The organism is Archangium violaceum Cb vi76, from assembly GCF_000733295.1.
In the GTDB taxonomy this organism is placed as follows: Bacteria; Myxococcota; Myxococcia; order Myxococcales; family Myxococcaceae; genus Archangium; species Archangium violaceum.
Genome location: NZ_JPMI01000057.1, coordinates 1 through 14,705, shown reverse-complemented (window position 1 = coordinate 14,705; position 14,705 = coordinate 1). Strand labels below are relative to the sequence as shown.

The following is a 14,705-nucleotide window of genomic DNA, read 5'->3' as shown; positions in this document are numbered from 1 at the left end:
CCTGGCCGCGCGCCTACCTGCGTCGCTGACGGGAGCGCCGGGGCGGTGAGCGTCTCACGGGCCCGCGCCCATCCGCGGGCTCCTCGAACAGGGTCGGGCCGAGCAGATCGAGGTACTCGGCGAGAACCTCACCCGGGTCACGCTTTCTCCCCGCGGAGGACGGCTGCTCCAGCGCGAGGCGTCCCGCGGTGACCAGGATGGCTCCCGTCAGGCGCGCCCGCTGCGAGTCCGCGGAGAGCCCCAGCCGCTCGGCGGCGGCGTGCGCGAGAGCGAGCTCCGCGTTGGTGAGGATCTGCAGCCACACCGCGCGGAGACTGTCCGTCTCGTTCAGCACGGAGAGGAGGTTCTCCCAGTTCAGGGCGTTCTCCTCCGTGAGGGACCGGCTGAGCGCCTCCACCATCGCCTCGCGCAGGGTCTTGCCGCGAGGGACGGCGCGCATGTCGGAGACGATGCGCGCGAGTGACGCGTCGACTGCCGGACGGATGGCGTCCTCCTTCCGGGGGAAGTACCGGTAGAAGGTCCGCTCGGAGAGGCCCGCGTGGGCCGCGAGCTCCTTGACGGAGAAGTCGCTCGTGCGCTCCCGCAGGAACAGGCTGATGACGGCAAGCGAGGCCTCGAGCATCGCCTGATCACGCCCCTCTCGCGGAGCAAGAGTGAGGGGCGGAGGCTCCCGGGCCGCACCCGTGGCCGGCCTTTCCTGGGGTGGGAGTCGCACTCGCTGGGGCATGGCACGCAGCCTAACAATCCGTGGCGGGAACTGTCACACCCCGGAACACGTGGCGGTTTCTGCCAGTTCCGTGGCATGAACTGCCACGGTCCTGGTGTCCCCCCACCCCCGGAGAACCGAGATGAGCTTCAGCTCACCCACCGCACGCATCGAAGACGGTCTCTTCCTGCCCGAAGGCGCATCCCTGTTCACACGGCTGCGTGTGGCGGTCCGGGCCTTGAAGGTCCTCGAGAAGCGCCCCGATGACGGCATCGCGGCGCCGTTGTTCAACGCGAGCCTCGACGGCGACGTCTTCCAGCGGCACTGCACGGAGCTGGCGAAGAGCGAGGACGGCCGGGAGCTGCTCACCCAACGCCCCAGCCTCCAGGGCCGCAACATCGACCTCGCGGCGCTCGGCCGGCTCCCGGAAGGGACGCTCGGGTACGCGTTCGCCCGCTACTTCTCGGACAACGGCATCAGCCCGTTCGAGAGCCCGTACGAGGTCCGCAACGAAGTGGACTACCTCGTCAAGTGGTACCGGGAGACGCACGACCTCCACCATGTGGTGACTGGCTACAAGACGGACTCGCTCGGCGAAATGGAGCTCCAGGCCTTCGTGGCCGGCAACATGGGACTCCGCACGAGCGTCCTCATCCTCCTGTTCGCCGCGCTGCTCCGGCCGCATGGCCTCCCTCCCATCTGGAAGTACGCGCGAAAGCTGCGCGCGGCGTACCGGCGGGGCCGGCAGTCCGAGAAGCTCGTCCGCCTCCGGTACGAGCGCTTCTGGGAGTCGCCGGTCGAGACGGTGCGCCAGCAGCTCAGGATTCCCCCTTCGACGCCAGCCTGACCCAGGACTCCACGACCATGACTACGGCACCCTCCATCGACCCGCCCCGTACCCGTACCCTGACGGAGTACGCCCCCTCCACCCTCGAGCTGCTCACGGCGACCCGGCGAGAGGGGTTCCTCGGCTGGATGATGAGCACCTGGCGCAAGCACGGGGATCTGATCCGCCTCCAGATGGGCTCGAAGACGCTCCTGCTGGTGACCCACCCGGACCACGTGCGCCACGTCAACGTCACGGGCCGCGAGCACTACGACAAGGGCGAGAGCTACGACTCCCTTCGCGAGCTGCTGCTCGGCCATGGCATCGTCACCGCCACCGGCGAGGACTGGCGCCGGCAGCGCAGGCTCATGGCGCCGTTCTTCACCCCTCGCGGCGTGGAGAAGTTCTTCCCCATCTTCCTCTCCGACACGCAGAAGCTCATCGAGCACTGGCAGTCCCAGCACCAGGGCTCCGGCCGCCCCGTCGAGATGCTCGACGAGATGATGCAGGTCACCGCCGCCGTCATCCTCCACTCGGTCTTCAGCACCGACTCGGGCGACACCCTGATGCGCGTCAAGAACTCGATCGAGACGATGGTCTCCCACATCTCGAACAAGCAGATGCGCCCCATCCAGGTGCCCATGTGGGTCCCCACTCCCGGGAACCTGCGGTTCAACCGGGCCAAGAAGCTGGTGACGGCCTACATCCAGGAGCTCATCGCGCGGCGCCGGGACCTCCCCACCGAGCAGTGGCCGGATGACCTGCTGACGAAGATGATGACGACCAAGGACGAGGAGTCGGGGACGTTCATGGCGGAGCAGCTCCTCGTGGACAACGGCCTGACCATGTTCGCCGCGGGGCATGAGACCACGGCGCGGACGCTCTCGTTCTTGTGGTACGCGCTGTCCCAGAACCCGGAGGTGGAGCGGCGGCTGCATGCCGAGCTGGACTCGGTGCTGGGCGACGGGCCTCCGACGCTCAACGAATTGAAGAGGCTCCCGTACACCCTCCAGGTCGTGAAGGAGGTCCTCCGGCTCTATCCGGCCGCGCCGATGTACGCCCGTGACGCCGTGGCCGATGACGAGCTGGATGGCATCCGCATCCCGGCCGGCACGAGGACGATTGTCTTCAGCTACGCCACCCACCGGCACCCGGAGTTCTGGGAGGAGCCGGAGCGCTTCGATCCCGACCGCTGGTTGCCCGAGCGCGAGGCGGCACGTCATGCGCATGCCTACCACCCGTTCGCCATCGGACCGCGCATCTGCCTGGGCAACAACTTCTCCCTGCTGGAGACGCACGTGATGGCGGCGATGCTCGCACGCCGCTTCAAGCTGCGCATGAAGCCCGGCCACGTGCCGAGGTTCGACATGTTCGGCACCCTCGGCTCGGCCAACGGCCTGCCGATGCTGATCGAGGCGCGGTGAACCCCTCATCCTGGTTCTGGTGAAACCCGAGCAGTTCATCCTGGGCCGGAAGGAGCAGCACCAGACGTTCAACACGGGTCCGCACCGGTGCGTTGGGCTGAACCTGGCCCGCCTGGAGATGAAGGTGTTCTACGAGGAGTGGTTGAAGCGCGTCCCGTCGTTCCGGCTGGACCCCCAGGCGCCGCCGCGATTCATGGGGGGCTTCTCCCTGTCCGTGACGAGCCTGCCGCTGGTCTGGGGTTAGACTCGTATCGCGAATGAATCCGAAGACCGTGACAGGGGGGCCTTCACGAGATGCCGTGACGTACTTCGAGCCGCAGCCGGCTTCGGCCGAGGTGCCGGTGCGGCTCACGGATCCGTTCGCGGTCGGCCCTCCGCATCCCCTGGCTCGCCGGGCCGCCGAGGAGTTGATGGCGTTCCTGCGCCACGGCGGGCTCGCGCCCGGTGCCCTCGATGCGCCTGGCCAGGGGAAGATGTTCGGGGTGCTGGTCGTCGCGGCTCCGGACGGCCGCATCGGCTACCTTCGCGGGTTCTCGGGCATGCTCGATGGCCGCTGGCAGCTCGCTGGGTTCGCGCCGCCGCTCTTCGATCCCATCGCGCGCGACGCATTCCTGCCCGCGGGTGAGGCGGAGTTGCGCGCGCTCGGGGAGCGCCACACCGAGCTGGTCGAGGGGCCGGAACCCACCGCTCTCCGCGCGAGTCTCGCCGGACTGACCGCGCGCCATGGGGCCGCCATGGAGGAGATGCGTGCGCGCCACGATGCGAATCGCGGCCTCCGGCACGATGCACGCCAGCGTCTGGCCAACGGAGAGGTCAGCGACGACGAGCGGCAGGCAACGCTTCAGGTGCTCGGGGAGGAGAGCCGGGCCGACGCCGCTGAGCTCCGGCGGCTGGAGGTGGCGCACCACCAGGAGCGCGAGGTCCTGGTGTCGGCCCTCCGAGCGCTCGACACGGAACGTGCCGGGCTCGAACACCTGCGCGCCGAGCGCTCGAGGCAACTCTGGCGGCGGATCTCCGAGAGCTACGTCATCCCGAATGCGCGCGGCGAGAGCCGGACCGTGGGAGCGCTCTTCGCGCCCGAGCCGCCGCCGGGAGGGGCGGGTGATTGCGCCGCGCCGAAGCTGCTGGGTCACGCCTACCGTCATGGCCTGCGCCCGCTGGCGCTCGCCGAGTTCTGGTGGGGGGCGCCGCCTCTCACGGGCGGCCGGCACGCGGGAGCGTACTACCCGGCGTGCCGGAGCAAGTGCGGCGGTGTCCTCCCGTACATGCTCGAGGGATTGCACGTCGAGCTGGAGCCGCGTCCCGAGGCGGGACAGGGCCCCGTGGACGAGCTTCGAGTGCTGTACGAGGACGCGTGGTTGCTCGTCGTGGACAAGCCGCGCGGTCTCCTGTCGATTCCCGGCCGTCATGAGCCGTCACGGGACTCGGTGCTCGTCCGACTCCGGCGGCGAGACCCGGACGCAACCGGACTGGTCGTGGTGCATGCCCTCGACCCGGACACCTCCGGGTTGCTGCTCGTGGCCAGGGACCCCATGACCCACGAGGCGCTCCAGCGGCGGTTCGCGCGGAGCGAGGCCGACAGGCGCTTCGTGGCATGGCTCGACGGTCAGGTGGCTGGAGGCGAGGGCGTCATCGAGCTGCCCATCCGGCCCGATCGGGAGGACCGTCGCCGCCACCTCGTCGATCCGCTTCACGGCAAGCGTGCCGTCACCGGGTGGCGCGTCACGCAACGGAGTGGCACCCGCACCCGGGTGTCGCTCTGGCCCCGCACCTGGCTCACGCATCAGCTCCGCGTCCATGCCGCGCATCCGCTCGGCCTCGGCGCTCCGGTCTCGGGTGACCGGCTGTATGGCGGCGACGACACGCGCCTGATGCTCCACGCCGAGGCCCTGACGTTCGTGCATCCGCACACGGGGGCGTGCGTCGAGCTGGAGTGCCGTGCGCCGTTCTGAGGCGGGCTATGCTGTACGGCCATGGCGAACGCCGGACGCAAGCATCTGGAGCTGGGGGCCCTGCGCGATAAGCGGGCCGTGATCATCCTGGCGGTGGTGGCGTTGGGCCTGGCGACGCCCGTGGTGGCGCGGCTCACCTTTCCTGGTTGGGTGGGAGCCTCGGCGCTGGCGCAGGTTCGGCTGCTGGTGAGGCTCGGCGGGCTGTTCGTGCTCGCGGGCGCCTACCCGGCCGTGCTGGTGCTGGTGAGGTTGGGCCTCACCGACGTGTCCGTGTACCAGCACCGGGCGCTGTTACGGCTCTACCCCGTCTTCTGCAACTTCTTCCAGGTGCTGGTGGCGCTCGACGGCTTCTTGCTCGTCGCCTGGCCCGAGCGCTTCGCCCTGCCGAGCTTGTGGGCCGATCTACTGCTCTCGGTGGCGGGCGTGGGTCTGCTACCGGCGGTGCTGCACCACCAGAGCTGGCTGGCGGGGTTCGATCCCCATGTGGTGCTCTCGGCGCGGAGCGCGCTCGGCGAGGCCCGGCCCCTGCCGTCCAGCCGCACGCCGCTCGACACGCTCGACTACCGGGTGCTCCAGTTGGTGGCCCACAGTGGCAGCGATGTGGCCGCGGTGATGATCAACGACATGGCCATTGGCGCGCGGGATCTCAACCTGCGGCTGCGCAAGCTGGTGGCGCTCGGTTACCTGGACGTGGTGGACGAGCGGCACGGCCCGCAGCTCACGCTCACCTCGCTGGGGACGGACACCCTCGCCCTGCCCGTGTCGCTCTTCACCTGGCAGACGAATGATCTGGAGTTGTTGCAGGAGCTGGCCCTGGCCCGTCTGGCGCTCGAGGAACGACAGGCCCAGAAGGTGGTGGTGGCGTGCGCGCGCTGCTGCGAGCGGCTGCTGCGGGGGCTGCTGGCGGCCCATGAGCCGCCGGTGACGAGCGTGGGCAACAAGGACGTGGGCCGTGCGACGCTGGGCGAGCTGGTGGGCGCCTGCCGTCAGTACCGGCTCATCGGCCGTTTCGAGGACAACATCTTCTCGGCCCTCAACGAGCGGCGGAAGAAGATCCACGCCTTACAGGACGAGCGCCCCATCGACGACCAGGACGCCTTCATCCTCTACACGCTCACGGAGATCGCCGCCCGGGCGCTGCTGACGCAGGCACCGAGGGCCGAGGTGCAGCCCGTCGTGGCGGGCGAGGGGGGGCCGCAGTCCGAGCCCACCGGTTCCTGAGCGCTGTCACACTTTCGCGCGTGCTCCGTATTTCCCGTCGGCACTCAACGCCAAAGGAGGCGCACCATGCGCGCGAACCCGTGGAGCCGTATCCTCGTTGCTCTTTGCTTCTTCTCGTTCACCGTGCAGGCATCCCCGCCGTCCCAGGAATCGGGCACGCGCGTGGCCATCCACCTCTCCGAGTCGAGTGGCGAGCTGCCGGACCCGGAGAAGGTGGTCGAGTCGCTCATGGCCGTGGGCGGTGGTGAGCAGCGCCAGGTCCGGGTGACGCGCCGCAACACGTCTGGCCAGCAGGAGCTCACCGTGGACCTGTGGGGCAGCACCGTGCCCCAGGCGGACATCCCCCAGTCGCTCCGGGATGCGTTCCCGGTGCTCGCCTCGGCGGACATCCAGGTCTCCACGCTCGACCCGAAGGACCGTCCGAAGCCCCGGGGCGAGGGCCAGCTGGAGCGCGAGCTCCATGGCGAGAAGGGCAAGGTGGTCAAGAAGGTGGTGAAGATCATCAAGAAGGAATAGGGGTGCTGTCCCCGGGAGACCCTGGCGATGCCCCGACTTCCCTGGCCATTACGCGATGCATGGTTGTCCCGCCTGGCCGTCCGCAGCCAGCGCGGGGACCGTGAGGCGTTCCGGGACCTGTACCGGGCGCTGTACGACCCGGTCTCGCGCTACGTCCACCGGCGTGTCGCGAGCAAGGCGGACGCCGAGGACATCGTGGGCCAGGTGTTCTTCCGGTTGCTCGAGTCGCTCGAGCGCATCGATCCGCGCCGGGGCAGCGTGCTCTCGTACGCGCTGTTCATGGCGCGCAACGCGCTGGTGGACCACGTCCGCGGCCGGGCGGGGCAGGTGCCCGAGGAGGCCGCCGCAGCTGTCCCCGACTCAGGAGTGGGGCCGCTCGAGCGCTTGATGGGTCAGGAGGATGTGGAGCGGGTACGGCGGGAGCTGGCGAGGCTTCCTGCCGAGACCCGCGAGCTGTTGATGTTGCGCTTCGGGGACGGCCTGCGCTTCGCGGAGGTAGCCCAGGTCATGGGACTGAGCGAGGCGGCGGTCCGACAGCGCACCTCGAGAGCGGTGCGCGAGCTGCGGGCACGGTGGGATGCCGGTCCGGCGAGAGGAGAGCTGGCCAATGACGGATGAAGAGCTTTCCCGCGCGCTTCGCGGCCACGAGCCGAAGCCGGACCCGGAGCACCGGGCGCGGCTCGAGCAGGAGCTGCTCGCCGCCTATGACACGCGGGTGGATCGCCGGGTCCGGCGCGTCCGGTCTCCCTTGTGGAGGTACGCGACGGCGGTTGTCCTGCTGCTGGGCCTGGTGAGCGCCACCCAGGTCTCCGCCGAGTACAAGATAGAGGTGGGTAAGCGCATCCGGGTGGTGCTGCCGGCGGGCAGTGAGGTGTCTCCCGGGCTCGGCGACAGGGTGGCCCGGGCCTTCGTGTCCGGCTCCAGCCGGCTGGTGGATGTCGGGGTCATGCTCCGCCGCACCCCGGAGGGGCCGGCCACGCTGGTGGTGGACGTCTGGGGCGATCGGCTCGCGCAAGAAGGAGAGGCGATGGATCGGCTGCGCGCCATGCCCGAGTTCGTCGGCCTCCCGGTGGAGGTGACGAACCTGGAGGGGCGCGTACGCGACAACCTGCTCGGGCTGGTGGGCCACTCGTTGTTCCGCGCGGGCGCCTCGCCCGAGGAGCGTGAGTTGGCGCGGCAGCGTGTCATCGAGGAACTGCGGCGTCAGGAGGGCGATGGGGCGCGGATCGACGTGGACGTCGAGGAGGACTCCCAGAAACAACGGATGCGCGTCCGGGTGCGCAAGCAGATGCCAGCGCCGCAATCACTGCCCGAGTAGCCATCCCCGGGCGTTGCTCTCCTCAGAAGAAGCGCGCGGCGAGCAGGTCCTGCACATCGAGCAGGCCCACGGACTTGCCCTCGGCGTCGACCACGGGGAGCTGGTCCACGCGGAACTCGCGCATCAGCTTGGTGGCCTGGAGCACCAGCACTTCGGGGCCCACACACCGGGGCCGCTTGCCCATCACCTCGCGGATGGGCATGTCGAAGTCCGTCCGCCCCTGTTCGACCAACCGGCGGAGGTCTCCGTCCGTGAAGATGCCCACCAGCCGTCCCTGCCGGTCCACCACGTTGGTGGCGCCGGGCCGGCCCGGCGTGTTGGTCATCACCACCACGGCCTCGGAGAGCTTCGCGTTGTCGCGCACCACGGGGTTGGACGGGCCCGAGCGCATCAGCTCGAAGACGCGCATGACGGAGCGGCCAATCTTCCCGCCGGGATGGAGCAGCGCGTACTCGGCCGAGCCGAAGGGCCGTGCCCGTAGCACCGCCATGGCCAGCGCGTCGCCAATGGCGTGCAGTGCCGCCGTGGAAGCGGTGGGCACCATGCCCATGGGACAGGCCTCTTCGATGCGGCCGATGTCCAGCACCACGTCCGCGCCACGGGCCAGCGGGCTCTCCGCGTCGCCGGTGATGGCGATGACGGGGGTGCCCATCCGCCTGAAGGAGGGCAGCAGCCGCACCAGCTCCTCGGTGGCGCCGCTGTTGGACAGGGCGAGGATGACGTCGCCGCGGCCCACCCGGCCCAGGTCTCCGTGCACGGCCTCGGTGGGGTGCAGGAAGACGGAGCGGATGCCCGTGGAGGCCAGCGTGGCGGACAGCTTCTGGCCGATCAGCCCCGCCTTGCCCACGCCCGTCACCACCGTCTGCACCGAATCGCGCACCAGCTCGAGTGCCTTCAGGAAGGAGTCACCCAGCCGCCCCATCAACCCGAGGATGGCCTGGGCCTCGGCCTCGAGCACGCTGCGCGCGTAGGCGAGCGTGGCCTCCCGCTCGTCCTGGGACGGCACGGAGGAGGGCGGGGGCGTGGGCCCGGCGGCGGGCGTGGCGTGTCCGGGGATGGCGCGGAGGCGGGGCTTCCGGGCGGTGCTTCGAGTGGCTCGGGCCATGGGCCGCCCTTGTACCCCCAGCCCACCCGGGCCTGCCAGCCCGACGAACGAGGGCATCCGCTGCGCGCCTCCTTGCTCGGCGGGCGTTCATGCGCCCCATCCCAATTCCTCCTGGAGGCGAGTCCGGCTCGAACTCGAGCTGCGTCTCTCTGATGGAGGTCATCCGTCCTGAAACCAGGACGCTCATTGCCCAACTGCGCGGAGCCTCAACGCATGGGGCGCGAGCTACCGTCGGACCTACAATGTGTGGTCTGGCCCTTGCACAAGCGTCGGTGCATGAATCATTTCACGAACAAAGAGGGCTTTGACGGCATCCGCAGCCAGCCGACCTGGATGTTCAGGGCCTCCCAGCCTCGGGCCGCGCACAATCCCGTGGGGGCCTACTTCACGGATTACCCACCCGAAGAGCCCCACCTCGCGGTGAAGCTCTTCTTGCCCAGGGAAAAGCTCCACTACATCTTTTCTTTCAGGGACCGGGGAGATCTGCTGCCGTTGCCAGGTGGTCGAGGCCGCCTCAAGCGCATCTTCTACTCTCCCGTGACCTACGAGGTGGAACGTGCGCGGCAGACGTTCCACGGAAGGACCGGCATCGAATGATGGGCGGAGACGATCTCTGGGTGGAGGGTGCTTCCGACGGGGCGGAGATCGACCTGACGGTCCGGTGGCTCCGCACCATCTGGAGGGATGCCATGGTCGAGGTTCCTGGCAGGCCGGTCCTGCCCATCCGCAGCGGCCGGCTCTTCCCCCTCACGCATGCGGCCGAAGCCTTCATCTATCGGGACCCGGCCAGCTTCGAGTCGTGGCGTCGGGACGGACTGACGGCCGGGAACGCGGATGCTGTCATCTGGGTCTCGAGCCATGAGGATGCCCTGTCGTTCGTGGTGAATGACAGGAACTCCAGCTCGGGGAAGCTGGTCAGCGAGTTGCTCGAGAACATCGAGCGGAACCGCTGGCTCCTGCGAGGCATCACCCCATCGCCGCGGGAGGCCGCGTGACGCAGGGCGAACAGACACGAACGTTGAGACAGTTGTTCGACACCGCCGGTGTGGGGTGGGCCCTCAGAGAGGGGGCCGACGCCGAGGCCCGGAGGTACCTGCAGGAGATTCAAGCCGTCGAGGCCGAGTATGAGCGGCTCCTGTCGGAGCCCATGTCGTCGCCGCTTCTCGACCAGCTCGTCGAGGAAGGCGAGGCGCTCACGCCGCTCATCCAGGCTTTCGCGTCCACGACCTCCGCGTCCATCCGGGTCATGATCTACTGCATCCTCAAGGGGGCGGAGATCCGGCGGGTGCGCTACGATTACGAGCTCGAGCGTCGCTCCCAGCTGATCATCGACATCGAGCTTTCCGACAATCGGACCCTGCGCTTCGAGTCCGAGGACCTGTGGGACGCGGAAGTCCTGCGCCATTTCGGCATGACGAAGCGGGGCGGGAGACCGATTCTCGAGGGGTACTACGCCTTCCGGCGAGGCTGAGCCAGCGGCCCCGCGGGTGTGCTCGGGCCTCGGGGCCACCCACTGCCGGGCCTGCCAGCTTGACGCACCGGGGGGCATCGGCTACGCGCCTCCTCGCCCGGCGGGCAGACGGGAGCGCATCTCCTGCCACCGCGCGTTGTCCATCTACAGGCTCATCGCCTGAACTGAACCGGAGAGGGGACGAGATGAAGTTCTTCATCGATACCGCCGATGTCTCGGAGATCCGCAAGGCCCACGACATGGGCGTGCTGGATGGCGTCACCACCAACCCGTCGCTGCTGGCCAAGGTGGGCCGTGGCCTCGAGGAGACCATCCGCGAAATCTGCTCCATCGTGGATGGCCCCGTGAGCGCCGAGTGCGTCTCCGCCGAGGCTCCCGAGCTCATCAAGGAGGGCCGTGGGCTCGCGAAGATCCACGACAACGTCGTGGTGAAGATTCCCATGGGCGTGGAGGGCATGAAGGCCGTCAAGGCGCTCACCTCCGAGGGCATCCGCACCAACGTGACCCTCTGCTTCTCCGCCAACCAGGCGTTGCTCGCCGCCAAGGCCGGCGCCACCTACATCTCGCCCTTCGTGGGCCGCCTGGATGACATCTCCCAGGACGGCATGGAGCTCATCGCCCACATCATCGAGATCTACCAGAACTACGACTTCACCACGCAGGTGCTGGTGGCCAGCATCCGCAACCCGGTGCACGTGCTCCAGGCCGCTCGCATGGGCGCCGACGTGGCCACGCTCCCCTACAGCGTCATCACCCAGCTGGCCAACCATCCGCTGACCGACATCGGCATCAAGAAGTTCCTCGCCGACTGGGAGAAGGTCCCCAAGTCCGCCAAGCCGTAGTCCGGGCGCCGTGTGCTGGCGCAATTTCCCGGTCCGGGGTATTCGTTGATTCTGGAATCAGGGGACGTGTAGTCCCCTCTCCCACATCAGCGAGGAACCATGGACTTCCAGCTCACCGAATCCCAGCGTGCCCTGCAGGACACCGCGCGCAAGTTCGCCCGCGAGGTGATCCGCCCCAAGGCGGCGCACCACGATGAGACCTCCGAGTTCCCCCGGGAAATCATCGTCTCGGCGTGGGAGAACGGCCTGTTGAACATGGCCACGCCGGAGGCGTACGGCGGCCTGGGCCTGACGCACCTGGATCAGCTCCTGGCCTACGAGGAGCTGGCCTGGGGCTGCGCGGGCATGGCCACCTCCATCACGGCCAACGACCTGGCCAACCTGCCCATCATCGTGGGCGGCAGCGAGGAGCAGAAGCAGCGCCTGCTCAAGCCCTTCACCGAGAAGTTCAAGCTGGCCTCCTTCGCCCTCACCGAGCCGGAGGCGGGCTCGGACGTGGCCGGCATGAGCACCACCGCGGTGCGCGATGGCGACCACTACGTCCTCAACGGCGCCAAGTGTTTCATCACCAACGGCGGCCACGCGGACCAGTACACGGTGTTCGCGACCCTGGACAAGGCGAAGAAGCACAAGGGGATTACGTGCTTCGTGGTGGAGGGCCGTCCCAAGGGCCTCACCGTGGGCAAGCACGAGAACAAGATGGGCCAGCGCGCCAGCGACACCGTGGCGCTCACCTTCGAGGACGTGCGCGTCCCGGTGCACAACCGCATCGGCGAGGAGGGCGAGGGCTGGCGCATCGCCATGGAGACGCTGGACAACAGCCGTCCCATCACCGCCATCCTCTCGGTGGGCATCGCCCGCGCCGCGCTCGAGTACTCGCTGGAGTACTCCGCTCAGCGCAAGACGTTCGGCAAGCCCATCCGCGAGCACCAGGCCATCCAGTTCATGCTCGCCGACATGGCCATGAACATCCAGGCCGCGCGTCTGCTGTGCCACCAGAGCGCGTGGCTGCTCGACCAGGGCCAGCGCGCCTCGCTGCAGTCCTCCTACGCCAAGTGCTTCGCCGCGGACATGGCCATGAAGGTCGCCACCGACGCCGTTCAGGTCTACGGCGGCTACGGCTACATCAAGGAGTACCCGGTGGAGAAGCTGATGCGCGACGCCAAGCTCATTCAAATCTACGAGGGCACCAGCCAGGTGCAGCGCCTGGTGATCGCGCGCGAGCTGTTCAAGTAGGGAAGAAAAACTGTCCATTGCCGACGCTTCTCCGTTGCCGATGGGGGGTGTTGATGCGTAAATCAACGCCCCCCGTGACACAGCGCGTTGCGTCATGAAGCTGCGTGGTGTTGCGCCATTTCTGGGAGTACCCGCTCTAAGGAGAAGGACGTGAAGATCCTCGTCACCGCCAAGCGCGTGGAAGACCCCGAGTCCAAGATCAAGGTGAAGCCGGACGGCTCGGGCATCGTGCAGGAGGGGCTGAAGTACAAGATCAACCCCTTCGATGAGATTGGTGTCGAAGAGGGACTGCGCCTCGTGGCCAAGCATGGCGGCGAGGTGGTGGTGGTCTCCATCGGCGGCAAGGAAGTGCAGGAGCAGCTGCGGCACGCGCTGGCCATGGGCGCCACGCGGGCGGTGTGGGTGAACCACACGGGCCCGCTGGACCAGATGGGCGTGGCGGGGCTGCTGCAGAAGGTGGCCGAGAAGGAGAAGCCGGACCTGGTCATCCTGGGCAAGCAGGCCATCGACGATGACCAGAACCAGGTGGGCCAGTACCTGGCCGAGTTCCTGGGCTGGGGCCAGGCCACGTTCGCCTCGAAGGTGGAGTCGCTGGAGAGCGAGCAGGAGAAGAACAAGGTGCCGGCGCTGCAGATGGGCGCGGACAACAAGAGCGTGCGCGTGGTGCGCGAGGTGGACAACGGGCTGGCCACGCTCGAGTGCGCGCTGCCGGCGGTGGTGACCACGGACCTGCGCCTGAACCTGCCGCGCTACGCGAGCCTGCCGGGCATCATGAAGGCCAAGAGCAAGCCCATCGAGGAGCTGACGCCGGCCAAGCTGAGCGTGGACGTCACCCCGAAGGTGCAGGTGCTGAAGATGGCCTCGCCGCCGCCGCGCAAGGCCGGCATCAAGGTGCCGGACGTGGCGACGCTGGTGGACAAGCTGCGCAACGAGGCGAAGGTCGTCTGACCGGGGCCCGTTCCCTCATACTTCGAGATTGGAGCCGAACATGCCGATCGTTCTCATCGTTGCGGAGCAGCAGCCGGACGGGAACCTGCGCAAGGCGACCCTGAACGCCATCAGCGCGGGCAAGCAGCTCGCGGAGAAGGCGGGCGCGGAGCTGCACCTGGTGCTGCTCTCCAAGGATCCTTCCAAGGTGTCCGGTGAGCTGGCGGGCCTGGGGGCCAAGGCGGTGCACACCGCCGCGGCGCCCGAGTTCGAGCACTACCTGGCCGAGACGTACGCCCCGGCCATCGCCGAGCTGGCGAAGTCCATTGGCGCCGACTACGTGGGCATGGCGTCCACCGCGCAGGGCAAGGACTTGTTGCCCCGCGTGGCGGCGCGCCTGCAGGCGGCCATGGCCACGGACGTGATGGGGTTCAATGGCGGTGGCGCGGACGTGACGTTCAGCCGGCCCATGTGGGCGGGCAACGTCTTCGCCGAGGTGAAGCTCACCACGCCGGTGAAGGTGTTCACGCTGCGCGCCACCGAGTTCCCCGCGGCCACGGGTGGCCAGGGCGCCGCCGAGGTGAAGACCTTCTCGCCCAAGGTGGAGACGGGCAAGACGAAGTTCGTGGACTTCAAGGAGGTCAAGAGCGCGCGTCCCGAGCTGACCGAGGCGCGCGTGGTGGTCTCCGGTGGCCGCGGCACCAAGGGCGACTTCAAGGAGATCGAAGCGCTGGCCGACGAGCTGGGCGCCGCGGTGGGCGCCTCGCGCGCGGTGTGTGACGCGGGTTGGGTGCCGAACGACTTGCAGGTGGGCCAGACGGGCAAGGTCGTGGCGCCGCAGCTGTACATCGCCGCGGGCATCAGCGGAGCCATCCAGCACCTGGCGGGCATGAAGAGCTCCAAGACGATCGTCGCCATCAACAAGGACGCCGAGGCGCCCATCTTCCAGGTGGCCGACTACGGACTGGTGGACGACCTCTTCAAGGTGCTGCCCGCGCTGCGCGAGGCCATCCACAAGGCCAAGGGCTAGTGACTCGGGCCTGAGTGGCCCGGGCTCACGGAGGGGCGGTGGCGAGGGGAACATTCCTCGCGGCCGCCCCTTCGCCGTTGCGGGGCTGAGTGACTCAAGGGTCTTGAGCGAAGAGGGCCCCAAGAGTCCCT

The 14,705-nt window shown here is 68.6% G+C and carries 17 protein-coding genes; 15 read left to right on the top strand and 2 right to left on the bottom strand.

Translation table 11 applies throughout. The annotated features are described in order from the left end of the window. Positions 1–13: 13 nt before the first annotated feature. Positions 14–622, bottom strand: a complete 609-nt coding sequence (locus Q664_RS09790; RefSeq protein ID WP_043392619.1) for a TetR/AcrR family transcriptional regulator — start codon at positions 620–622, stop codon at positions 14–16. Positions 623–848: 226 nt separating this feature from the next. Between Q664_RS09790 and Q664_RS09785 the strand changes: the two genes are divergently transcribed. The 8 genes from Q664_RS09785 to Q664_RS09750 all read left to right on the top strand — a co-directional run bounded on the left by Q664_RS09785 (position 849) and on the right by Q664_RS09750 (position 7,963). Then, positions 849–1,553 carry a Coq4 family protein gene (locus Q664_RS09785; protein ID WP_043392618.1) on the top strand — a complete coding sequence of 235 codons (705 nt, stop codon included), beginning with the start codon at positions 849–851 and terminating at the stop codon, positions 1,551–1,553. A 17-nt stretch (positions 1,554–1,570) separates the two neighbouring features. Next, positions 1,571–2,956 (top strand): cytochrome P450, encoded by a 1,386-nt coding sequence (locus Q664_RS09780; protein ID WP_043392616.1) that lies wholly within the window; start codon positions 1,571–1,573, stop codon positions 2,954–2,956. 19 nt (positions 2,957–2,975) lie between these two features. Continuing rightward, entirely contained in the window at positions 2,976–3,200 is a 225-nt protein-coding gene (locus tag Q664_RS09775; RefSeq protein WP_043392613.1) for a cytochrome P450, read from the top strand. A 13-nt stretch (positions 3,201–3,213) separates the two neighbouring features. Continuing rightward, the gene (locus Q664_RS09770; RefSeq protein ID WP_052517905.1) at positions 3,214–4,908 is read left to right on the top strand and encodes a pseudouridine synthase; all 1,695 of its coding nucleotides are present in this window, start codon (positions 3,214–3,216) and stop codon (positions 4,906–4,908) included. 21 nt (positions 4,909–4,929) lie between these two features. Then, complete coding sequence (locus Q664_RS09765; RefSeq protein WP_043392606.1) at positions 4,930–6,129, top strand: hypothetical protein; 1,200 nt, start codon at positions 4,930–4,932, stop codon at positions 6,127–6,129. A gap of 66 nt (positions 6,130–6,195) precedes the next feature. After that, positions 6,196–6,645 (top strand): hypothetical protein, encoded by a 450-nt coding sequence (locus Q664_RS09760; protein ID WP_043392603.1) that lies wholly within the window; start codon positions 6,196–6,198, stop codon positions 6,643–6,645. A 27-nt stretch (positions 6,646–6,672) separates the two neighbouring features. Beyond that, on the top strand, positions 6,673–7,263 hold the full coding sequence (locus Q664_RS09755) for an RNA polymerase sigma factor (RefSeq protein WP_084609677.1): 591 nt from the start codon (positions 6,673–6,675) through the stop codon (positions 7,261–7,263). Then, entirely contained in the window at positions 7,253–7,963 is a 711-nt protein-coding gene (locus Q664_RS09750; protein ID WP_043392598.1) for a hypothetical protein, read from the top strand. The genes Q664_RS09755 and Q664_RS09750 overlap by 11 nt, the downstream gene beginning before the upstream one ends. A 22-nt stretch (positions 7,964–7,985) precedes the next feature. On the opposite strand, the gene Q664_RS09745 is transcribed toward Q664_RS09750, so the two are convergent. Next, the gene (locus Q664_RS09745) at positions 7,986–9,068 is read right to left on the bottom strand and encodes a KpsF/GutQ family sugar-phosphate isomerase (protein WP_043392660.1); all 1,083 of its coding nucleotides are present in this window, start codon (positions 9,066–9,068) and stop codon (positions 7,986–7,988) included. A 276-nt stretch (positions 9,069–9,344) separates the two neighbouring features. Here Q664_RS09745 and Q664_RS09740 point away from each other — a divergent pair, with 276 nt between their 5' ends. The 7 genes from Q664_RS09740 (at position 9,345) to Q664_RS09710 (ending at position 14,574) form a co-directional block, all read left to right on the top strand. Then, a complete protein-coding gene (locus Q664_RS09740) occupies positions 9,345–9,665 on the top strand; it encodes a hypothetical protein (RefSeq protein WP_152622011.1) in 321 nt (106 codons plus the stop codon). Further along, positions 9,662–10,063, top strand: a complete 402-nt coding sequence (locus tag Q664_RS09735) for a hypothetical protein (protein ID WP_043392593.1) — start codon at positions 9,662–9,664, stop codon at positions 10,061–10,063. Before Q664_RS09740 ends, Q664_RS09735 begins: the two co-directional genes overlap by 4 nt. Beyond that, the gene (locus Q664_RS09730) at positions 10,060–10,539 is read left to right on the top strand and encodes a hypothetical protein (RefSeq protein ID WP_043392590.1); all 480 of its coding nucleotides are present in this window, start codon (positions 10,060–10,062) and stop codon (positions 10,537–10,539) included. Before Q664_RS09735 ends, Q664_RS09730 begins: the two co-directional genes overlap by 4 nt. Positions 10,540–10,724: 185 nt before the next feature. Then, entirely contained in the window at positions 10,725–11,381 is a 657-nt protein-coding gene (fsa, locus tag Q664_RS09725) for a fructose-6-phosphate aldolase (RefSeq protein WP_043392587.1), read from the top strand. Between the two features lie 99 nt (positions 11,382–11,480). Further along, positions 11,481–12,617, top strand: a complete 1,137-nt coding sequence (locus tag Q664_RS09720) for an acyl-CoA dehydrogenase family protein (RefSeq protein ID WP_043392584.1) — start codon at positions 11,481–11,483, stop codon at positions 12,615–12,617. Positions 12,618–12,767: 150 nt separating this feature from the next. Beyond that, complete coding sequence (locus tag Q664_RS09715) at positions 12,768–13,565, top strand: electron transfer flavoprotein subunit beta/FixA family protein (RefSeq protein ID WP_043392582.1); 798 nt, start codon at positions 12,768–12,770, stop codon at positions 13,563–13,565. 40 nt (positions 13,566–13,605) lie between these two features. Continuing rightward, positions 13,606–14,574 carry an electron transfer flavoprotein subunit alpha/FixB family protein gene (locus Q664_RS09710; protein WP_043392579.1) on the top strand — a complete coding sequence of 323 codons (969 nt, stop codon included), beginning with the start codon at positions 13,606–13,608 and terminating at the stop codon, positions 14,572–14,574. Positions 14,575–14,705: the final 131 nt, after the last annotated feature.